The organism is Butyricimonas sp. RTP31003st1_G1_RTP31003_210430, assembly GCF_040920905.1.
GTDB classification, from domain to species: Bacteria; Bacteroidota; Bacteroidia; order Bacteroidales; family Marinifilaceae; genus Butyricimonas; species Butyricimonas paravirosa.
In genome coordinates this window covers 24731-47585 of sequence record NZ_JBCOSQ010000038.1, presented here as the reverse complement: position 1 = coordinate 47585, position 22855 = coordinate 24731, and the positions used below count along the sequence as shown (strand labels likewise).

Below are 22855 nucleotides of genomic sequence, written 5' to 3'. Positions count from 1 at the left end.
TCCTCTGCCTTGCGCATTGCTATCGCCATTTCTTCCTCCACGATCTTGTAACGATTAATATCTATCCCCATTCCATACACGTATTTCGCCTTCCGCCCATTACTCATTTCCACGGTTTCAACAATTCCACGATTCTCCAACCAGCGATACTCCCCGGGGCACAAGTAATCCACTCGAAAAACAACAACAAACTCTTTCAGTTCATCCTTGGCAATCCCTTCCAGACAGACCGATAACTCCCTCCGGTCATCCGGATGAATATGAGACATATATTTCTCAATCGTACTCAAATCCCGATTTAAAGTCTCATCCTTCGGGAAACCCTCCCCGACCGTCATGATATTATTATCCACGTCATAACACCAAGAGTAAGCTCGCAAGGCATTTATCGAAATACGTAAGAAGGTTTGTTGCTGCCACTCTCGAGTAACATCACGCAACATAATGACTGCACCGTTCACCTCCCCGCTTTCATTCAACAAGGGAGAAACACTCCCTGTCACTTGCTGCACGGGAGCCCCGCACGAGATTAAGACCGTGTTCAACGCCAAGTCCCGACGCTTTCTCTCCCTCATCACCTTCTGCACGAAATCTTCAATTCCTTCCCCAACCCGATTCCGGTTGATCTCGCAAACCTCCTTCAAGGGTTTACCAATCACATCTCCTTCACATCCCAAACCGACCACCGAGGCATGGTTTAACTCGATCACCCGCAATTTCTTATCCACCACCAAAATACCTTCACTCATTGACGACAATGTATTAGACAATATTTCTGTCTTTTTCTTCAACATCTCGGCCATCTGCTGTGCCGCTTTCTCTAAAAAGATACTTCGATGCAGCATTTTCCGGTATCTCAAATGAGATAACACCAGAAACAGGACAAGTAACAATAATAATATAAAGGCAATTCCCGCAATCAGAATATAATTTCCGTAAGTCCGCCAAAAAGCATCCCGTTCATTAACGATCAAACTTTTAGCCGGAAGGTTCTTACGTTCTACCCGCCAACGTTTCAATTGATTTTCATCAAAAACCGGAATAGGATGAACCGTATCTATCGGTATGACTTTCGCCTGCTCGCCATTCAAAATTCTCACCCCGATTTTTCCGGCTTTTGACCCCATCTGATCGGCAAACGTCACAATTCCCCCAAAAATTCCCTTTCCCAAACCGTTATCCATCACCGTTAAAATCGGAACCGGACATTCATGAGCATACATGGAATAATAAATATCCGGATCGAGATACACTCCCTGTTTACCTTGTTGCCAAGTGGTCAAGATAACAAAAGAAAGCGGATAAACCTCTTGCAACTCCTTTAAAAAACTATTCACGCCCGAGATCGTGTCGCCTGCAAAAACAACCGGGAAACGATCCTTATATTTGGCTAATTGCCGCCGAGCCAAAACCTCATGTGCCTGCCCCGCTCCCGATTGATCCGAAAACACGTAAACTTTTCGAGCCTCCGGGAATAATTTCCGCCCCAACAGAAACACTTTTTCATAATCAACATCACAAATAACTCCCGTCACCTGATCAAAGCCAAGTTTCTTCGAATATCGCATAACTCCACAAAACACGATAGGCGTTTCCTTTACCAAAGGTATATCCAGGGAGAAAAGGGCGTTATTGGCCTCTTCATCCGAAACAATAATCAAATCTAACTTTCCCTTAACCTCCCGCAACTGTGTTTCCAACAAGGAATTCCTCACCTCCGTATTTGTCAGTCGTTTGGAATCCAGATAAATCACCCTCAAATCCACATTAAACCCCGCTCGGTCAAGCTGTTTTCTCACCCCATTCAACACCTTGCGTCCCCAGATTTGCTCCGAATGATACGAGCTGACAAACAAAACCTGCCTGATCTCGGGAGGTGTACCAGTCTCCCCTTCAGCATGTTGAACATATCCCAACACCCCGCTCAAAAAGAATAATATAAATAATAAAAAGACTTTCATACGCCAATATATTTTTCCGGGACCCTACGCATATTTTCAAATGTAAAGATAATATTTTTATCACAAAACACGCATAAATACAACTATTTTGCAATATTTACACCTAAAATACATCCAATATTCAAATATAATTCCCGAATCATTCCTCCAACCCCTTACTCCCACGCGGGAAAGCCCCCTATCGCATATATTTCTTCAATCCACAACAAAAATCATTGTTGTTTTTTCAAATATTTATTATATTGCAAATCAATCTAAAACCAATAAACATTATGGCAACACTAGAAATTCAAGGAAAGACGTTCGAAGTGGACGGAGACGGTTTCCTCACCGATCCTTCAATCTGGAATGAAGACGTGGCAAAACTCTTTGCCGAGGCAGATGGAATCACAGAATTAAATGACAAACATTGGGCTATTATCAAAATCATTCGTGATAATTTTGAAGAAAAGGGAAATGCCCCGATGGTTCGTACCATCTGCAAAGAGACCGGATTAAAATTGAAAGACATTTATGAATTGTTCCCATTAGGACCAGCCCGAGGAGCGTGTCGGGTGGCCGGGTTACCGAAACCCGACGGGTGCGTCTAATACCCACGACCATGTCTTGGTATATTTGGACCTCGTTAGCTGCACTTCTTTTTTGTGTAGTACTACTGGGGGGATATTTTGTACGACTTTTAAAACACGGTTCTCCCAAGGACCTTTCGCAAAAGTCAGGGAATATTGCCCAAGCAGTCTGTTACTCTTGTATTGGAGCTATGTCACCTATGCAAAAAGAATCAGCATACTTACACCTGCCCACTTACACGGCAGGTATATTTTTTCATATAGGAAACTTCCTGGCAATAGCCGTGTACCTTCTTTTCACGCTTGCGGTTATTTTCAACTTTCAAATTCCTATTGAAAACGCAACAAACCTCATCGTCATGATCTTGGCTGCAATCATCTTTATTGCTGCCGTTTGCGGGTTGGCTTTATTCATTAAGCGACTAGCCAAAAAAGAGTTGAGAGACTTATCGTGCGCGGATGATTACATTTCTAATCTTCTCTGCACCATCATGCTCTTCCTGACGACTTATTCTCTGCTGACCTTACAATTCGGGGCAGCGTATTATATTATAATGGCACTTCTTTTCGTGTGGATGCCCTTGGGCAAAATCAAACACGTGCTTTACTTTTTCTTTGCCAGGTATCATTTGGGCTTTTTCTACGGCTGGCGTGGAACATGGCCTCCTAAAAAAGCGATTCAATATGACAAATAATATCACGAACGAACAAAAAGCCAAAGCCCTCGCCATCATTTCAAACACGAATGACAGCAAGCTGGAAACCCATCTAAACGCTTGTGTACGTTGTGGTTTGTGTGCATCGAGTTGCATGTACTACCTCACGATGAAAGAGGGGAAATACATCCCGGCACGAAAGGTAGACCTCGTCAGTTCCATTTACCGACGCTACAAGACCTGGCAGGGAGCCATGTTCCCATCGTTATTCCATGCCCGGGAGTTAAACCAAGAGACATGCGACGAGATGGTCGACTCCCTGTTCGGAGCCTGCACCATGTGCGGACGCTGCGTGAAACATTGCTCGATCGGGGTCGACATTCCCTTCCTTGTGAAAAAAGGACGTGAAATGCTTGCCGTCATGGGCCTCGTTCCTAAAACCCTCCAAGCAACTGTCGACGCGGCAGTCAACACCGGAAACAACATGGGTATTCCCACGGAAGAGTTTGTTGACACGATCCAATGGATGGAAGAGGAACTCCAAGACGAACTGGAAGACGAGAAAGCCGGAATCTTTCTTGATCAACCAGACAAGAACGTTTTTTACACCTTGAACCCCCGGGAGCCGAAATTCTTCCCGCTTTCCATCTCTGCCATGGCAAAAGTATTCTATGCCGCGGGAGAAGAGTGGACCCTCTCGTCTAAATACTACGACGTGACCAACTACGGGTATTTCAACGGTAATAATGAAGAGGCGACTCAAATCGCCCGGAATCTTTACGATGAGATTCACCGCCTGCACGGCAAACGCCTCGTACTCGGTGAATGTGGCCACGGTTCGAGAGCCATGCGCTGGGAAGGCCCCAATTATCTCAAAACACAGTATGATTTTGACACACTCACGGTGGTTGAACTCATCGGGGAATATATCCGGAGCGGAAGAATAAAACTCGACAAAACGCTGAATAGCAAGGTTGTTACCATACATGACCCATGTAACTTGGTTCGAAACGGGGGACTTCTCAATGAAATCCGTTTCGTGGTCAATGCCGCAGCAGCAAACGTAGTGGAAATGACACCCTACGGCACGGACAACTTCTGTTGCGGTGGCGGTGGCGGAGCCCTCGCAATGAGCGAGTACAACGAACGTCGTCTCAAAATCGGCAAAATCAAAGCCGACCAAATCACCGCAACGAAAGCCGAGATCGTCGTGACCCCGTGCCACAATTGCGTGGACCAGCTAACTCAAATTAATCACACGTACAAACTGGGTATCACCATAAAGACAGTGGCGGAATTGGTCGCTGATGCCCTGGTAATTGAAAATTAATAATGAAAAAGTTTATAAAGTCCATAAAGTTCATAAGGTCCATAAAGTCTATGGACCCTTGCGGGGCTTTGTTCATGACAGCAGAGCTGTCGATAAATTTTGTCCAAAAATCTCCCGTGAATTCAACCTTATAAACTTTACGAACCTTACAAACTTTATAAACTTAAAACCTAAAATTTATAAATCTTATGAGCAAATTAATCTACCTAGACAATTCAGCAACCAGCTTTCCGAAGCCGGATGTAGTTTATGATTTCATGAACGACTTTTATCGCAAACATGGTGTAAATCCCGGACGTTCAGGATTTGATGCTGCCGTCGAGACAGAGGAAGTCGTGAACTCAACCCGTAAAATGTTAACCAAGCTATTCAACGGCGGGAATGATCACAACAGATTAACGTTCAGCTATAATGCCACGGACTCCTTGAACCTGATCATCAACGGATTGGTAGAGAAAGGGATTCATGTGGTATCTACCATGTTGGAACACAATTCCGTGTTGCGCCCGCTTAACATGCACCACCAAAACGGAACCATAGATTTAACTTACGTGCCTTTTGACGAACATGGCTATGTACACCCCGACGACATAAAGAATGCCATCCGTCCGAACACGAAATTTGTTGTCGTAACCCATTGTTCCAACGTGCTGGGAACGATTCAGCCACTGACCGAAATCGGGAAAATCTGTAAAGAGAAAGGCGTGATCTTCGTGGTTGATGGTAGTCAGGGTGCCGGAGCCGTAGACTTGGATATGCAAGCATCCGGAATCGACGTGTATTGTTTCACTGGTCACAAATGCCTCATGGGACCGACGGGAATCGGTGGTTCGTATGTACGCGAAGGTATCGAAATCAAACATACCCGTGCCGGGGGGACTGGAGTTCGCTCCGCTTATCCCGTACATCTGGATGAATATCCTTACCGCTTGGAATACGGGACCCTCAACTTGTTAGGTGTTGCCGGGTTAAACGCCGGGGTTAAATGGATTCAGGAACAAGGGATCATGAACATCCATCACCGGGAAATCCAACTCTGGGATAAACTTCGTAAAGCCTTACAAGACATCGAGGGTGTAACTACCTATTGCGCCAGCAGCATAGAAAACCAGAATCCGGTATTAAGTTTCAACATCAACGGATTCGATTCCGGAGACGTGGGAACCATGCTTGACGTGGATTACAACATCGCCGTACGTACGGGACTACAATGCGCTCCGAAAGTACACGAGGTCATCGGCACATTCGATATTCATGGAACCGTCCGTATGAGCATCGGCGCTTTCACGACGGAAGAAGACGTGAATACTGCTATCGAAGCCGTGAAAGAAATCGCTGCCATTAGAAATTGATCGACGAGGGGCTATCAAAAAGTCATTTATTTCAGAAACTCCTCCGTCACTTCGTGCCACCTCCTCTATAAACAGAGGAGGAGCTGGTGACTCTTCCCGAAGACAGGGAGTATTTCAGCTCTCCCTCTGTTTATAGAGGGAGTACCCCGAAGGGGGGGAGGGAGTTTGAAAAATGACTTTTTAGATAGCCCCAATTTATAAAGAATTCTAAGTTTTTATCCCCAAATAATAATACTTCAAAACTTATTTACCAAATAAAACACGATATATTCATTTTCGAGTACGCCATAATCAAAAAATCATTACTTTTGAGGCCATTAAAACAAACAAAAAAATTAGTTATATGTACGGAAAATTTCAAGACTTTTTAAAGACTGAATTGCAGTCCATAAAAGACGCCGGCTTATACAAGAGCGAAAGAATTATCGTTACCCCGCAAGATGCTGAAATCAAACTTGCCACGGGAGAAACTGTATTAAACTTTTGTGCAAACAACTACTTAGGACTTTCTTCTAACCCGACGGTAATCGAAGGAGCAAAGAAAGCATTGGACAGCCGTGGATACGGAATGTCTTCAGTGCGTTTCATCTGTGGAACCCAAGATATTCATAAAGAACTGGAAGCTAAAATCTCTCAATTCTTCGGAACGGAAGATACCATTCTTTACGCCGCTTGTTTCGATGCTAACGGTGGTGTATTCGAACCGTTATTCGGTCAGGAAGATGCCATCATCTCTGATGAACTGAATCACGCTTCTATCATTGACGGTGTTCGTCTTTGTAAAGCCGTACGCTACAGATACAAACACGCCAACATGGCTGACCTCGAAGAACAATTGAAGATTTCTCAAGCTCAACGTTACCGGATCATCGTTACCGATGGAGTATTCTCCATGGACGGGGATATCGCCAAGATGAACGAAATCTGTGACCTAGCTGAAAAATACAACGCATTGGTAATGGTTGACGATAGCCATGCTGCCGGATTTATCGGTAAAACCGGTCGTGGTTCTGCCGAACATCACCACTGCATGGATCGTGTGGACATTTTCACTGGTACTCTAGGTAAAGCTCTTGGTGGAGCCATGGGTGGTTACACGACTGGTAAAAAAGAAGTGATCGATATGTTGCGTCAACGTTCAAGACCTTACTTGTTCTCCAACTCCTTGTCTCCGGCAATCTGCGGTGCGTCTATCGCTGTATTCGACATGCTGTCAAAGAGCACTGAATTAAGAGACCGTGTCATGGATAATGCCAACTATTTCCGTGCAAAATTAACCGAGGCCGGATTCGATCTGAAACCGTCAGAATCAGCAATCTGTGCCTTGATGCTTTACGATGCAGTTCTTTCTCAACAATTCGCCGCCGAATTACAGAAAGAAAACATCTACGTTACCGGATTCTATTACCCGGTTGTACCGAAAGGACAAGCTCGTATCCGTATCCAATTGTCTGCCGCTCACACGCGTGAACAACTGGATCGTGCATTGGCCGCCTTTATCAAGATTGGTAAAAAATTGGGCGTTATCAAATAAAGAAGATAACACCTACATCATACAAAACAGTTTGGGAGCAATCTCAAACTGTTTTTTTTATTTCTCCCCTCACCACATTTTTTAATCTTCCGGCAACACGGCAAGCACTTGTTTCAAACCAAGATTATTCGTCTCTATCAAATAAAAAAACATAAATTTGACACATTAATTGCTAAATAGTTTGAATTTCGAAAAATAGACCATACCTTTACACCAACATTATAGCAATATAATACAATAACGGCGTCTAGTTGCAATAACAAAAAAATCTAATCATGAAAACAAAGGCTTTAATTTTGGCCCTATTTTTCTTATCCACAATTATAAGTAGTTGTGCCAAGAAAGATATTGAGCACAAGGAAAAGGAAACAACAGGATTCACGGAATTAGTCGTTCCTGCTGATTTCGATTGGAAAATGTCCGAAAACGTGACTTGTAATTTCACTTCGGAACACGTTTCTAAAGTGTACGTTTCCACGGGAGCAGACACGGCTCCTTTTGCCTCGTTCTATGTCGGACAGGATGTAGACCAAGTCAAATTGAACATACCAACTTACATTAACACGCTTTACGTCAAATACGAAACGGAAGCAGGATTATCAGCAGCCAAAGCTCTTGATATAAACAATAATACCGTGACTTATGTAGTTCCCTCTGACAGTGAAAAAGTGGAAACAGCTCTTGCTTACTCGGCAAAAACAAACTTGAGCAGAGGAAATGATCAAGCTGTTATATTTTACCCCGCCCGGGAAAATGGTTGGGGAACTTTGATGTTCGAAGACCTTTGGCCTGCCTATGGGGATTACGACTTTAATGACTTAGTTGTAAACTATAAAATGCAGCTTTATCCCAATAACAAAAACATGGTAAAGGAAATGATCCTCGGAATTCGAGTCAAAGCCATTGGAGGCTCGCTACCTTATGATTTATGCCTTGCCATAAAAGGGATAAAGGCAGGAGAAATAGACGAGTTCGAAAAACAAGAATCGAACAATGCTTTAGAAAATGCCGATATGGAATTACTTAACCCAGGCAATAGTGAGAAAAATCCTCCTATATTCAGGTTCAATAACATTAGAACCAACACGAAGGCTCCCAAAGGTTTCGCATTCCTTAATACAGATCCTGATAAAAAAGCACGAATACAAGAGGGCGATATGGTAAATATTACTTTTTACATTACATTCCGCAATTCAATACCTCAAGCAGATCTTACCCTTGATGCATTTGACTTTTTCATAGCCAAACCCATAAAGGAAAAAGCCGCCCAATGGCAAGAAATTCACACGAGAGGATACGCTCCGACAGAAGAATTCGGACAAACCGTTTACGAACAAACAAAAGAAGGGAATTCCTATATCGGGAAAAGTAGTATTTATTACACCTCCAACTCCAACCTAATATGGGCTATCAATGTTCCGACAGACATTCCCCATACTTACGAAAAAGCAGACTTTTTGGAGGCTTATCCTCATTTCAAAGACTGGGCTACTTCAGGCGGGAATCAAAACAAAGACTGGTACGAGAACTCAACAGGAAATCGCAACGATAGCTACCTGATCAAACAATGACTTCAACAATAAAAACTAAAGAGACTTTTGGGCATATCAAAAGTCTCTTTAGTTTTATTACTGATCTAATCTCTCCCTTAAACTCTTTAGCCACTCTCTATTCCTTTTTTCAAACAAGAGTGTACCCCACCCGATAGCTAATATACTACACGACACACCCGACTTGCAAATATAACCGTATCAAAAATTAATTTTATCGAAGATAAATGCAAGATGAATGCTTGTTGAATACTCCTTGGTCTAAATGAACTATCAGGAAACTATTGGGAGAATGACAAGTCGACATAACCTAAAGCTAGGGCAAAGCCAGCCTTTTCCCAGAGCAATCATCTCCCATAACCCTTTCACCTCTCATTCATCGCCCTTTCATCGCCCTTCGCCAATATACGAACAAGAACGAAAGAAACTTGTTACAAAGATGGCAGGAGATTACTACTCCGGCTCTTCGGTTACATCACCTTGGGATAACCCATAATACTTACAATGCTTATTTAGAACGCACTCCCCGCACAACGGATTCCGGCTTTTACACACCAATGCCGCATAATCCAGAATAGCCCAATTCAATTCCTTGCATCGACGCACCTCGATAATATCATTTGCCAACTCCTGAATCTCCTTATCATGACGCACGTCAATAAAATCTCCCGGTTTAAAATAACGTTTCAGCAACCGGGACATATTCACGTCTAAAAGCGGTTTGCGATTCCTCAAGATAAACAATTCAAAAGCATTGGTCACGTATAACCCGATAAAACCGGAATCCCTCAACTCGTTCTCGTTTCCCGGAATCCTCCCACCCCGTCGGCGAATATCTTCCCCCAGCTTATACAACCGTCGAGCCCGGTGACGATATAATCCCAAAGGTTTCATAATCTCTTCCAACTCTTCAAGCGAAGCATTAGCCAAAGCGTTCCAATCGGGAAATTTAAAGAAAAAAGTATCGTAGTACTTTGCCACCGTCTCCGCTTTCGTGCGCTGCAACAGGATTTCAGAAACAATTTGCTGGTACTTCGTCGCCCGATCTTCCCGCCACGGAAATATCCTCTGGTTCTCGTCAAACCACTTCAACAAACGATGTTGCAGATATTGAACCATGACTTCCCGCATAAATCTCAATTTATTCCGACCTCTTTACCTTTTACCCCAATATATCTATTATGACAAAGATAGCGCAAATCGTTTCTTCACCATCTAGTAATTCAATGCCACCCTGTACTCATTAGGAGAACACCCCTCCATTTTCTTAAACAAGCGGCTCAAATGATGAGGATATTTGAATCCCATCTCATAGGCAATTTCACTCACGGACTTGGACGAATCGGCAAAACGTTCCTTAACTTTCTCGATAATGGTGAATTGGATATACTCCTGAGCCGATTTTCCCGTTTCCTTCTTTATCAGATCCCCGAAATAATTCGCGGAAAGATTAAGTTTATCCGCACAAAAAGCAACAGAAGGTAAACCATAAGAAACCGGGGCATCCGACTCGAAATAACCGTTCAACAAATCTTCAAACCGGGTAAGAATATCCTTATTCACATCCTTACGAGTGATAAATTGCCGATCGTAAAAGCGGACACAATGATTCAAAAATACTTCAATATTAGCGGTAATGATGGATCGACTATGTTTATCGATAGCGTGTTCCAACTCCTCCCGGATCTCTTGAAAACAATTAATCACGATCTCTCGTTCCCGGTCAGACATATGAAGAGCCTCGTTCGCCTCGTAAGAAAAAAAAGAATAGTCCTTCATCTTGCGCCCCAAAGACGTCCCCAATAATAAATCGGGATGGAAAAGCAACGCCCATCCTTTCACCTGTACCCTAGTTCCATTATCATCATCCCCTACGATTTGACCGGGTGCGATAAAAACTAAAGTACCTTCCTGGTAATCGTACATCTTGCGTCCATAACGAAGATCCCCGCACTTGACATCTTTCAGAAAGACCGTGTAAAAACCAAAATTCTTACGAGCTAAACGAACCGGAGGCACTTCCGACAGGTCAATCACGCTCACCAAAGGATGCAAAGTCTTTACTCCTAAAAATTCATGATAATCATGAATCGTATTCATTTTCAATATTTCACCCATAACATTCAAGGCTTTTGTTTGAAACAAAAATAATAATTCTCGCTTAAGTTTTTTCACCGGATATTCAAAATCAGTAAAAATGGTACACATATCTGTAATTTATCTACACACAATCCCCGCCATACCCTATATATTTGTATCACAAAATAAATGGACAATTTTATAATATATCATGATGAAAACAATGTATTTTTTAATAATTGCAACAGTTATGGCAACATTTAGCATGAATGTAGAAGCACAAAAAACTTCTAACGGGAAGAAAGTACTGGTCGCTTATTTTTCACGTAGCGGAAACACCAAAGCGATAGCGAATCATATCAAAGAGCTGACAGGCGGAGATTTATTCGAAATACAGACAGCAAAACCGTACCCGGCAGATTATCACGCTTGCACGGAAGTAGCCAAAAAAGAAAGAAATGACAACGCCCGCCCCGAATTAAAAGAGAAGGTGAGGAACATGGAAGAGTATGATATTATCTTTATCGGCTTCCCAAACTGGTGGGGAACAATGCCCATGCCGATCTTGACATTCCTAGAGAGCTACAAGCTAGAAGGTAAAATCGTGATCCCGTTCTGCACACACGGTGGAGGTGGTGAACAAAACTGTTTTAAGGATTTCGTGAAAAACACAAGCAAGGCCACGAATAAAAAAGGATTCATCACCAGTGGCGGATCAGCAAGTTCAGCCCGCCCGCAAGTAGAAAAATGGCTGAAAGAAATTGATATTATAAAATAAAAAATCATTTTAAACTCCCTCTATAAACAGAGAGAGAGTTGGAATACTCACCATCTTCGGGAAGAGTTACCAGCTCCTCCTCCGTTTATAGAGGAGGTGGCCGAAGGCCGGAGGAGTTTATCTAGCGACAAGCTAAGTTTTACCGACTTTACGAACCATATCATTATGGCCAACCACGCGCAGAAAATAGAATCTATCAGTCAGCTAAACACACTAATCGGACAAAAGACATTACACCCGCTCCTAAGTGTTATTGACCTAGCCGAAGCCACACGCCTCGGTCAACTCTCTATTTCCGGCGATTTCTACGCTCTATTCTTCAAACAAGTACAATGTGGTGATTTCAGATACGGTCGCAGGTGTCATGATTTTCAATCCTGCACGTTAGTATTCAAAGCTCCCGAACAAACTATTGACATCACCCAGCACGACGCTCCGGAACAGACCAGCATTTTAGGCATCGCGTTCCACCCCAAAGTTTTCAACGAAACATCATTGGTCTGTAAGAAATCCGAATACTCGTTCTTCTCCTACCAAGAAAACGAATCCCTTCATTTATCCGAACGGGAAAAACAAATTATCCTGGGATGCATAAGTAATTTTCAGAAAGAATTACAAAGAGACATTGACCGGTTCAGCCTCCGGTTACTAGCCGTACATCTCGAATTACTCCTAGATTACTGCCTGCGATTTTACGAACGTCAATTCATCACCCGATGCAATATAAATAATGATATTTTGGCGTATTTCAATCAACTTTTGGAACAATATCTCCAAGCGGAACACGGGACAAAAACGGAATTACGCTCGATCGAGTACGTTCATGAAAGGATCCCCCAATCTCTTGCCTATCTCAATGATCTCGTACGGGTAGAAACCGGAAAAACACTCCGGGAATACGTGCGTCTGAAAAAAATAGACATGGCGAAATACCTCGTAACAAGCTCGAATAAAACAATTTCAGAAATTGCTCTCGCATTAGGCTTTCCCAATACCCAAACATTTCTCTGCCTGTTTAAAAAATTCGTAGGTTGCTCTCCAAACGAATACAGACAACAATGGAACAATAAACCCAATTAGTCCCTTCACGCTCTCTTTAAAATTGATTCTCAGAGAAATAATCATATCTTTTTTGACCAAGCCGTTGGTTTTTATCTTAAAATTTCATAATTTAATACCGCAAATTCAGAGGCGGTGACAGATATTTATTTTCGACTACGTAAAATGATTCTCAATAAAGAATTATTTCCGTTTTTGTGTTGAAAATATTTCATTTATTGCCCCAAATGATATAAATTTGACAAATCAATGCGAATGTGTTAAATATTTAACTGAAACAATATAAAAATGCTTCCTATGAGTAAATTTATTTCTATCGAAGAGGCTGTATCAAAAGTAAAAGATGGTATGACCATCATGGTAGGCGGATTCCTCGCAAACGGGACCCCTAACAAAATCGTTGATGCGTTAGCGAAATCAGGCGTTAAGAACCTGACGTTGATCTGTAATGACACGGCTTACCCGGACAAAGGAGTGGGTCAATTGATTGCCAACAAACAAGTAAAGAAACTTTTCGTGTCACATATCGGGACGAACCCGCACACGAGCGAACAAATGAATAGCGGAGAACTTGAAATCGAATTCTGCCCGCAAGGTTCATTGGCAGAGCGTGTACGTGCCGGCGGTTGCGGGCTGGGAGGAATCCTGACTCAAACCGGAATGGGTACCATCGTGGCCGAAGGAAAACAGATCGTCAACGTGGATGGCAAAGACTACTTGTTGGAAAAACCGTTGAGAGCCGACATCGCGTTGGTTGGCGCCAGCCTTGGAGATAAAGCAGGAAATCTGGTTTACCGGGGAACATCTCAAAACTTCAACCCGTTAATGGCTTCTGCCGCTGATTTGGTAATTGCCGAAATTAACGAACTGGTTGAAGTCGGTGAAATCGCCGCAGAGAACGTGAAGACTCCGTCAATCATGGTGGACTTCATAATTGAAAATTGAAAATGGGTTCTCAATTTAAAATCTAAAATCTAAAATTTAAAATCAACAAGCATGGAAAAATCAATGATAAGATTAAGAATGAGTGCAAAAGACGCTCATTACGGTGGTAATTTGGTTGACGGGGCTCATATGGTACATTTGTTCGGAGACGTGGCCACGGAATTATTAATCATGCATGACGGTGACGAAGGGTTGTTCGTGGCTTATGACAACGTGGAGTTTTTGGCACCTGTTTATGCCGGAGATTATATCGAGGCTACCGGAGAGATCGTGAAAGTAGGAAACACTTCTCGGAAAATGGTTTTCGAGGCAAAGAAAGTAATCGCATCCAGACCTGACATTTCGGCTTCGGCAGCAGATATACTGGAAGAACCGATCGTAGTTTGCCGTGCAAGCGGAACCTGCGTGGTGAAAAAAGAAGACCAGAGAAAGAAATAATCTAAATTATTATTATGGAGAAATTAATTATCACAGCAGCCATTTGCGGGGCAGAAGTTACCAAAGAACAAAACCCCGCCGTTCCTTATACAGTAGAAGAGATCGTGAGAGAAGCGAAATCCGCTGTAGACGCAGGTGCAGCTATTGTCCACCTTCACGTTCGTGAAGATGACGGTACCCCGACTCAAAGCAAAGCACGCTTCAAAGAGTGTATCGACGCTATTTATAAGGTATGCCCGGACGTGATCTTGATCCCCTCTACCGGAGGAGCCGTGGGAATGACCGCAGAAGAACGTCTTCAGCCGACAGAACTATTCCCCGAAATGGCCACGCTGGATTGTGGTACCTGTAACTTCGGAGACGAGGTGTTCGAGAATACCATGCCGATGATGAGAGACTTCGGAAAGAGAATGATCGAAAACAATATCAAACCGGAATACGAATGTTTCGAAATGGGACATCTTGACACCGTATTAACCATGGCTAAAAAAGGTCAGGTTCCCGGAGCCCCGATGCAATTCAACTTCGTTCTCGGTGTTCCCGGATGTACTCCTGCCACGGTACCGAATCTTTGCTGGCTTGTAAACGCAATTCCCGCAGGTTCTACGTGGACAGCAACCGGGATCGGTCGTCATGCTTTCACGCTTGCAGCTCCCGCTATCGCGATGGGTGGTAACGTGAGAGTTGGTTTTGAAGACAATCTTTATCTGGAAAGAGGCGTGTTGGCTAAATCTAATGGTGAATTAGTTGCCAAAGTGGTTCGTATCGCCAAAGAATTAGGTCGTCCAATCGCCACCTCCGCAGAAGCAAGAGAAATTTTAGGATTAAAACCTTTAAAATAATCGATTTATAAATTTTCAAATTTAATTATACTATGCAAAAGAAAGGAAATAAATACGGAACCCACCGTGTAATCGAACCAAAGGGAGTATTACCACAACCCGCCAACAAGATTGACAACAACATGGACGAGATTTACGACAACGAAATCTTGATCGACGTTCAGACTTTAAATATCGACTCAGCTAGTTTCACTCAGATCGAGCAACAAGCTGGTGGTGATAAAGCAAAGATCGCTGAAATCATGATGGACATTGTTGCAAAACAAGGAAAACATCGTAACCCGGTAACCGGATCAGGCGGTATGTTGTTAGGTACGGTTGAAAAAATCGGTGATGCATTGAAAGGTAAAATCGATTTGAAAGAAGGTGATAAGATTGCCACTTTGGTTTCTCTTTCTTTAACCCCGCTTCGCATTGACAAGATCAAAGATATTCGCCCGGACATCGACCAAGTAGACATCGACGGTAAAGCTATCCTTTTCGAGAGTGGTATCTACGCCAAGATCCCGGCTGATCTTCCTGAAAACTTGGCCTTGTCTGCATTGGACGTAGCCGGAGCTCCCGCTCAAACCGCTAAATTGGTTAAACCGGGCGACACCGTGTTAATCATTGGTGCTGGTGGTAAATCAGGAATGTTGTGCTGTTACGAGGCTAAAAAACGTGCAGGCGTTACTGGTAAAGTAATCGGTTTGTGCCACAGCCAAAAGAGTACCGAACGTTTACAGAAACTTGGTTTCTGCGACTATGTATTCTCTGCCGACGCAACTCAACCCGTTCCGGTAATGGAGAAAATCGAGGAATTGACCAATGGCGAAATGTGCGACGTTACGATCAATAACGTGAACATCACCGATACGGAAATGACTTCTATCCTTTGTACGAAGAACACGGGAGTTGTTTACTTCTTCTCTATGGCAACCAGCTTCACGAAAGCAGCTCTTGGAGCAGAAGGTGTTGGTAGCGACGTGACCATGATCGTTGGTAACGGTTACACGAAAGGACACGCAGAGATCACTCTTCAAGAACTGAGAGAAAGCGAAGCTTTGAGAAAGATCTTTACTGAACTTTACGCTTAATAATTTAAGATTTATGATTTACGATTGGAGATTTTCAATCGTAAATCATAATCTAAAATCACAAATCATTAAATCGAAAATCATTTGATGGACAAGGGTTGTAGATACGGAACACACAGGGTAATTACTCCGGAAGGTACACTTCCGCAACCGGCATTAAAGCTGGATAACACGATGAGCATTTATGACAACGAATTGCTGATAGATGTGCAAACATTAAACATTGATTCGGCCAGTTACACGCAGATTAAAAGCGCTTGTAACGGGGATGCGGACAAAATGAAAGAGATGATTCTTTCTATCGTGGCAGAGAGAGGTAAAATGCAAAATCCTGTTACCGGATCGGGTGGTATGCTCATTGGAACAGTGAAAGAGATCGGGCCTAATTTCCCGGACAAATCACTGAAGGTCGGAGATAAAATTGCCACACTGGTTTCCTTATCCCTGACCCCATTAAAAATAAACAAGATCAAGCATCTTGACCCGGCATCAGATCAGGTTGACGTGGACGCACAAGCGATCCTGTTTGAAAGTGGCTTATATGCCGTGCTACCGAATGATATTCCGGAAAAACTGGCATTAGCTGTGTTGGACGTGGCTGGGGCCCCGGCTCAAGTGGCTCGTCTGGTAAAAGAAGGAGATACTGTATGTATCATCGGAGGGGGTGGAAAGTCTGGAGTACTTTGTTGCTACCAGGCCATGAAAAACGTTGGACCTTACGGAAAGGTCATCGTGGTGGAATACTCGGAAGAGAACGCCCGAAGAATTAAAGAGATGAATCTCGCCACTCACGTTATTGTTGCCGATGCGACAAAAGTGATGGACGTGTATAAAAAAGTGACTGCCATTGCAGGGGAAAGAGGTTGCGAGGTAACAATTAACAATGTAAATGTTCCCTCGACAGAAATGACCTCGATTCTCGTCACAAAAGGACAAGGATGCGTTTATTTCTTCTCCATGGCGACCAGCTTTACGAAAGCGGCATTGGGAGCCGAAGGAGTAGGAAAAGATATAAATTTAATCGTGGGGAACGGATACGCCAAAGGACACGCCGAACTGACATTGAGTATCATTCGGGAGTCTGAGGAGATTCGGGAACTATTTAATAGACTATACGTGAAATAAAATCGCGATGCGATTTTATAGATAAAAGATAAAAATTAAAAGATAAATCTAAAATAAATAAACTGAGATGGCTGAAAGCAGACGAAAAGAATTTTTTCCGGAAGTAACAGATGAACAATGGAACGACTGGAAATGGCAAGTGAAAAACAGAATCGAGACTGTGGATCAATTAAAAAAATATCTTGATCTGGATCCCAGCGAAGAAGAGGGTATTCGTAAAGCATTACAAATGCTGAGAATGGCGATCACCCCGTATTATTTAAGTTTAATCGACAAGAACGACCCGCATTGCCCAATACGCAAACAAGCCGTTCCTTCTGCATTGGAGTTACACAAAGCCAGCGCAGACTTGGAAGACCCGTTACACGAAGACAGCGATTCTCCCGTACCGGGATTAACTCACCGTTATCCGGACCGAGTGTTGTTCCTGATCACGGACCAATGTTCCATGTACTGCCGTCACTGTACCCGCAGACGTTTTGCAGGACAAAAAGACAGTGCCTCCCCGACCGAACGTATTGACAGATGTATCGAGTACATCGCTAAGACTCCGCAAGTAAGAGACGTGCTGTTGTCCGGTGGTGACGCATTGTTGGTAAGCGACGATCGCTTGGAATACATCATCAGCCGCTTGAGAGCTATTCCTCACGTAGAAATCATCCGTATCGGTAGCCGAACCCCGGTAGTATGCCCGCAAAGAATTACCCCGGAGTTAGTGAATATGCTGAAAAAATATCACCCGATCTGGTTAAATACCCACTTCAATCACCCGAGCGAAATCACGGAAGAATCAGCTGCCGCTTGCGCTCGCCTAGCTGATGCAGGTATTCCGTTAGGAAACCAGACCGTGTTACTGAGAGGAATCAACGATTGTACCTACGTGATGAAGAAATTGATGCACGGATTGGTAAAAATGCGTGTTCGTCCGTACTACATCTATCAATGTGACCTTTCCATGGGTATCGAACACTTCCGTACTCCGGTTTCCAAAGGTATCGAGATCATCGAGAACTTACGCGGACACACTTCCGGATATGCTGTTCCCACGTTCGTGGTTGACGCACCCGGTGGTGGTGGTAAGACCCCGGTAATGCCGAACTACGTGATCTCTCAATCTCCGAACCGGGTTGTATTGAGAAACTACGAAGGTGTTATCACGACCTACACGGAACCGACAGATTACAAGGAAGAGTGCCACTGCCCGGAATGTGAGCGAGCTCGCAAAGAAGGTGTTGCCGCTCTGTTAAATGGCGATATGCTCTCCATCGAACCGAAACATTTGGCTCGTAACGAGAGAAATCATCACGAATAAAATAATTAAGTGATTCCGTGATTTCCGATTAAGTGATTTAGTCTCTTCTCTGGAAATCACAGAATCACTTAATCAATAAATTATCAATAACCGATGTTTATCGAGGAGATTCTAAAATACAATAGTATAGCAATCGTGGGTCTGGCAAAAAATGCCGGAAAAACGGAATGTCTGAACTATATTCTTCGGAAAGTGAAGAATACGGGAAAGCGTTTCGCCCTTACCTCAATAGGCATCGACGGGGAAAACAGGGATCAGGTTTGCCAAACGCCCAAGCCGGAAATTGAAATCTTTGAAGACATGATATTCATCACGTCGGAGATGCATTACCGATCTAAACGTCTGGTGGCAGAGATCATGGATGTCAGCACACAACAAACCTCGTTAGGACGTCTGGTAACCGCCAGAGCTGTCAGTTCGGGAAAAGCCTTGTTATCAGGGCCTGCCGACACGGGATCATTGAAAGCCCTCATCCAAGGGATGAAACGTTTTGACGTGGATACCACCATCGTCGACGGGGCTCTCTCCCGCCTCAGTCTCAGCTCTCCGGCTGTGACGGAAGCCATGGTGTTAGCCACGGGAGCCGCGGTATCCTGTAATATTCCTCAACTGGTTAGAAAAACAAAATACGTGTATGACCTCATTTGCTTGGAGAAAGCAGAGCCGGAAATCATCCGGCAACTGATTGACATCGAGCAAGGAATGTGGTCCATTGACGAAAACGGGAAAGTTCACGATCTGAACATACCTTCCGTGTTTATGCTTGAAAATAACAAAGACGAAGTTTTCAAGTACGGGAACACGTTATACGTGGCAGGTGCCATCAGTGACAAATTATTGCAATTCCTACGGCAGCAGAAACAAATCAAGGAGATCACATTGATCATCCGTGATTTTACTAAAATGTTTGCCTCCATGGAAACATACTACGCCTTCCTTAAAAAAGGCGGTATCATGAAGGTATTGCAAAAAAGTAAACTACTGGCCGTTTGCATCAATCCCCAATCTCCGGAAGGCTATTGTCTGGATTCCGACGAACTGAGAGTTGCCATGCAAGAGAGTTTGGGTATTCCTGTTTATGACGTCAAAAGAATTGAAAGTTGAAAATTGAAAATGAATTTAGAAGCGACGGCCCGTGCGGCTGAAATCTAAAATCGTAAATCATTAAATCTAAAATTAACAAGGTGTTTTTAAGAAGTGCCATAGAAGAAATTAACGGATTCAGATTCATGATCGACAAACTGGAAATTCAATCCGGTCTGGCGAAACGGATCTTGAACACATTACCTTATTTGCGTACCCCGGAAGCAATTGCCCAGGAATTGGACAAAACCGAGGTCATGCGCAACATTCTACAAACCTCCGAACTAACAGACACCATTACCAAGATCAAAGTCAAACTGATGCAAGTGAAGGATGTCCGGGGAACAGCGAACCGGGTGACGGAATCACAGATACTGGATGACATTGAACTATTTGAATTAAAAGCTTTTTCTTTGCTGGTCGTGGAGATGCGGGAATTGCTCCTATCAGCAAATATCACGGTTGTTTCACTCCCGGACTTGGAACCGGTAGTAAACATTCTAGATCCCGAAAAGATGCGTATTCCTCATTTTTACGTGTACGATGCCTATTCCCCGGAACTGGCAGCCCTGCGGGCAAAAATGAAGACGCTCAAAATGGATGAAAAAACAGAAGAACGAGTACTGGATCAACTTCAATTCGAACACACGGAATTAGAAGACCAAATCCGGGAAAAGTTATCCGAACAGATTCATCCCTATAAAAAAGAAATTAATGAAGCCCTGACAAACACGGCAACTTTAGATATCTTGTTGGCAAAAGCCCAACAGACCATTGATATGCAGTTGTGCAAACCGGAAATTTCCTCTGGCACAACTCGCTATATAAAAATATTCAACCCACAAGTAAAAGAGGTTCTTTGGCAGGAAGGCAAGAAATTCCAGGCAATTGACATTGACATCGAGCAAGGAGCCTGTTTAATTACCGGAGCCAATATGGCCGGGAAAAGCGTTATCCTGAAAACCGTAGCACTGGCACAAACTCTATTCCAATTCGGTTTTTACGTTCCGGCAGAACAAGCCGAGATTGCCTTGGTTGACGAAGTTCTCCTTTGCATCGGGGACGAGCAGTCCGAATTAAGCGGTCTGTCCTCGTATGCCTCGGAAATGCTACGGGTAAATGCCATCGTTCAAGACGTGAAAGCAGGTAAAAACGCCTTGATCTTGATTGATGAACTGGCAAGAACCACCAACCCCACGGAAGGAAAAGCAATCGTGAATGCCATGCTCGATTTCCTAACGGATAAAAAGGCCCGTTCCTTGATTACCAGTCATTACAGCGGGATCAAAGCCCATTGCAAAAAGATGCGGGTAAAAGGATTTGTAAAAGAACACGTGAAAGGTCAATTGACCATCAACAATATAAACGAGTTCATCGATTACTCGCTGATCGAAGATACTCACGACTCCGTGCCGCAAGAAGCCATGCGCATCGCCCGTATTCTGGGCGTTGACGAAGAATTGTTGGACAAAGCAGAGGAGTTTTTGGATGACGAAGAGAAGAAGAACAGAAATTAATAACAGAACAAAGATATGCAGAACAGTAAACTAGGGCTTGATTTCACCAAAGTGGCACACGCGAAGGACGTGGCCCGGAAGATAGCCGACGATGTACAGAAATTCGTGGAACAATACTCTACCGTTGCCGTTGAGCGTACGTTATGCCGTTTGCTCGGTATTGACGGGGTTGACGCTAACACCGTACCCCTACCCAACGTGCTGGTAGACGAGATCAAAGACAAAGGCGTGTTAGGTGAAGGTATTCTATTCTTCCTCGGAAACGCTATCGTGGAAACCGGTATGAACCCGCAACAAATAGCAGAGAAGGTTGCAGAGGGGACACTGGACATCACCACGTTACCCGTTCACCCGACAGATGAGATTAAAGCCGCACTGAAACCGCACGTTGACGCAAGTATCAAACGGATCAGTGATCGTCGTGCCAAGAAAGAAAACTACTTGAACACGATCGGGGAAGGTCCGAAACCTTACCTCTACGTGATCGTGGCTACCGGAAACATCTACGAAGACGTGGTACAGGCACAGGCTGCCGCACGTCAGGGGGCTGACATCATTGCCGTAATCCGTACAACAGGGCAGAGCTTGTTGGATTACGTGCCTTATGGAGCTACCACGGAAGGATTCGGGGGAACATTCGCTACACAAGAAAACTTCCGCATCATGCGTAAGGCTTTGGATGAAGTGGGCGAAGAAGTAGGCCGTTACATTCGCTTGTGTAACTATTGCTCCGGCCTGTGTATGCCGGAAATCGCAGCAATGGGAGCCTTGGAAGGTTTGGACGTGATGTTGAACGACGCTCTTTACGGGATCTTGTTCCGGGATATTAATATGCAACGTACACTGGTTGACCAGTTCATGTCAAGGGTAATCAACGGATTCGCCGGGGTGATCATCAACACCGGAGAGGACAACTACCTGACAACCGCTGATGCCGTGGAACAGGCACACACCGTGCTGGCATCCGACTTGATCAACGAGCAATTAGCCTTGATCGCCGGACTGAAAGAAGAACAAATGGGATTAGGACACGCTTTCGAAATGGACCCGTCTCTTGAAAACGGTTTCTTACTGGAATTGTCTCAGGCTCAAATGACCCGTGAGATTTTCCCGAAAGCCACTTTAAAATATATGCCTCCAACCAAATTCATGACGGGAAATATTTTCCGCGGACACATTCAGGATGCACTTTTCAACATGATCGGAATCTGGACTTCACAAGGAATCCAATTATTGGGTATGCCGACAGAAGCTATCCACACACCGTTCATGTCCGACCGTTATCTTTCTATCGAGAACGCCAAGTATATCTTCGGTAACATGAAGAATATCGGTGACGAGGTAGAGTTCAAAAAGGACGGTATCATCCAAAGTCGTGCCAAGGAAGTATTGAACAACGCTATCGCATTACTTGAGAACATTGAACGTGAAGGTCTTTTCACCGCTTTGGAAAAAGGAATCTTCGGTGACGTGAAACGTCCGAAGAATGGCGGTAAAGGACTTGACGGAGTTGCAGCCAAAGGTGCCAATTATTACAATCCGTTTATCGAGTTAATGCTGAAAGGCAATTGAAAATTGAAAATTGAGAATTGAAAATGACGACTTGTCATTTTTAGTTCCAAGTTTCAAGAGAATGAATAAAAATAAAA

20 protein-coding genes are annotated in these 22855 nt (G+C 43.8%); 17 read left to right on the top strand and 3 right to left on the bottom strand.

Annotation, left to right across the window (positions count from 1 at the left end; translation table 11 throughout):
• Positions 1 to 1961, bottom strand: a 1961-nt coding sequence (locus AB5542_RS12750) for a PAS domain-containing protein (protein ID WP_368243105.1), incomplete at its 3' end; no start/stop codon positions are given.
• 272 nt (positions 1962 to 2233) lie between these two features.
• Here AB5542_RS12750 and AB5542_RS12745 point away from each other — a divergent pair.
• From AB5542_RS12745 to AB5542_RS12720, 6 genes are all read left to right on the top strand, one after another.
• Positions 2234 to 2551 (top strand): TusE/DsrC/DsvC family sulfur relay protein, encoded by a 318-nt coding sequence (locus AB5542_RS12745; protein ID WP_087420736.1) that lies wholly within the window; start codon positions 2234 to 2236, stop codon positions 2549 to 2551.
• A gap of 11 nt (positions 2552 to 2562) precedes the next feature.
• Positions 2563 to 3225, top strand: coding sequence for a hypothetical protein (locus AB5542_RS12740; protein ID WP_168044491.1), 663 nt, complete (start codon positions 2563 to 2565; stop codon positions 3223 to 3225).
• Entirely contained in the window at positions 3215 to 4516 is a 1302-nt protein-coding gene (locus AB5542_RS12735; RefSeq protein WP_087420734.1) for a (Fe-S)-binding protein, read from the top strand. The genes AB5542_RS12740 and AB5542_RS12735 overlap by 11 nt, the downstream gene beginning before the upstream one ends.
• Positions 4517 to 4704: 188 nt before the next feature.
• Entirely contained in the window at positions 4705 to 5868 is a 1164-nt protein-coding gene (locus AB5542_RS12730) for an aminotransferase class V-fold PLP-dependent enzyme (RefSeq protein WP_087420733.1), read from the top strand.
• Between the two features lie 343 nt (positions 5869 to 6211).
• Positions 6212 to 7402, top strand: coding sequence for a glycine C-acetyltransferase (kbl, locus tag AB5542_RS12725; protein ID WP_087420732.1), 1191 nt, complete (start codon positions 6212 to 6214; stop codon positions 7400 to 7402).
• 275 nt (positions 7403 to 7677) lie between these two features.
• A complete protein-coding gene (locus tag AB5542_RS12720) occupies positions 7678 to 8973 on the top strand; it encodes an LruC domain-containing protein (RefSeq protein ID WP_087420731.1) in 1296 nt (431 codons plus the stop codon).
• 432 nt (positions 8974 to 9405) lie between these two features.
• Here AB5542_RS12720 and AB5542_RS12715 read toward each other — a convergent pair whose 3' ends face one another.
• The gene (locus AB5542_RS12715) at positions 9406 to 10083 is read right to left on the bottom strand and encodes a hypothetical protein (protein WP_279040175.1); all 678 of its coding nucleotides are present in this window, start codon (positions 10081 to 10083) and stop codon (positions 9406 to 9408) included.
• An 84-nt stretch (positions 10084 to 10167) separates the two neighbouring features.
• Positions 10168 to 11070, bottom strand: a complete 903-nt coding sequence (locus AB5542_RS12710; protein WP_168044494.1) for a helix-turn-helix domain-containing protein — start codon at positions 11068 to 11070, stop codon at positions 10168 to 10170.
• Positions 11071 to 11281: 211 nt separating this feature from the next.
• Here AB5542_RS12710 and AB5542_RS12705 point away from each other — a divergent pair, with 211 nt between their 5' ends.
• The 11 genes from AB5542_RS12705 (at position 11282) to AB5542_RS12655 (ending at position 22778) form a co-directional block, all read left to right on the top strand.
• The gene (locus AB5542_RS12705) at positions 11282 to 11809 is read left to right on the top strand and encodes a flavodoxin (protein WP_270543865.1); all 528 of its coding nucleotides are present in this window, start codon (positions 11282 to 11284) and stop codon (positions 11807 to 11809) included.
• Between the two features lie 165 nt (positions 11810 to 11974).
• Positions 11975 to 12889, top strand: a complete 915-nt coding sequence (locus tag AB5542_RS12700) for a helix-turn-helix domain-containing protein (RefSeq protein ID WP_270543868.1) — start codon at positions 11975 to 11977, stop codon at positions 12887 to 12889.
• Positions 12890 to 13165: 276 nt separating this feature from the next.
• Positions 13166 to 13813 (top strand): CoA transferase subunit A, encoded by a 648-nt coding sequence (locus AB5542_RS12695; RefSeq protein WP_087420727.1) that lies wholly within the window; start codon positions 13166 to 13168, stop codon positions 13811 to 13813.
• A 51-nt stretch (positions 13814 to 13864) separates the two neighbouring features.
• On the top strand, positions 13865 to 14251 hold the full coding sequence (locus tag AB5542_RS12690) for a hotdog domain-containing protein (RefSeq protein WP_279040178.1): 387 nt from the start codon (positions 13865 to 13867) through the stop codon (positions 14249 to 14251).
• A 14-nt stretch (positions 14252 to 14265) separates the two neighbouring features.
• Complete coding sequence (locus AB5542_RS12685; RefSeq protein WP_087420725.1) at positions 14266 to 15093, top strand: 3-keto-5-aminohexanoate cleavage protein; 828 nt, start codon at positions 14266 to 14268, stop codon at positions 15091 to 15093.
• Positions 15094 to 15125: 32 nt separating this feature from the next.
• On the top strand, positions 15126 to 16169 hold the full coding sequence (locus AB5542_RS12680) for a zinc-binding dehydrogenase (protein WP_027201907.1): 1044 nt from the start codon (positions 15126 to 15128) through the stop codon (positions 16167 to 16169).
• Between the two features lie 87 nt (positions 16170 to 16256).
• Positions 16257 to 17294, top strand: coding sequence for a zinc-binding dehydrogenase (locus AB5542_RS12675; RefSeq protein WP_118305607.1), 1038 nt, complete (start codon positions 16257 to 16259; stop codon positions 17292 to 17294).
• A gap of 67 nt (positions 17295 to 17361) precedes the next feature.
• A complete protein-coding gene (ablA, locus tag AB5542_RS12670) occupies positions 17362 to 18606 on the top strand; it encodes a lysine 2,3-aminomutase (RefSeq protein WP_087420723.1) in 1245 nt (414 codons plus the stop codon).
• 93 nt (positions 18607 to 18699) lie between these two features.
• On the top strand, positions 18700 to 19710 hold the full coding sequence (locus AB5542_RS12665) for a hypothetical protein (RefSeq protein WP_279040182.1): 1011 nt from the start codon (positions 18700 to 18702) through the stop codon (positions 19708 to 19710).
• Positions 19711 to 19790: 80 nt separating this feature from the next.
• The gene (locus AB5542_RS12660) at positions 19791 to 21206 is read left to right on the top strand and encodes a MutS-related protein (protein WP_279040184.1); all 1416 of its coding nucleotides are present in this window, start codon (positions 19791 to 19793) and stop codon (positions 21204 to 21206) included.
• 15 nt (positions 21207 to 21221) lie between these two features.
• Positions 21222 to 22778: a lysine 5,6-aminomutase subunit alpha gene (locus AB5542_RS12655; protein ID WP_270543873.1), complete on the top strand. Its 1557-nt coding sequence runs from the start codon at positions 21222 to 21224 to the stop codon at positions 22776 to 22778.
• Positions 22779 to 22855: the final 77 nt, after the last annotated feature.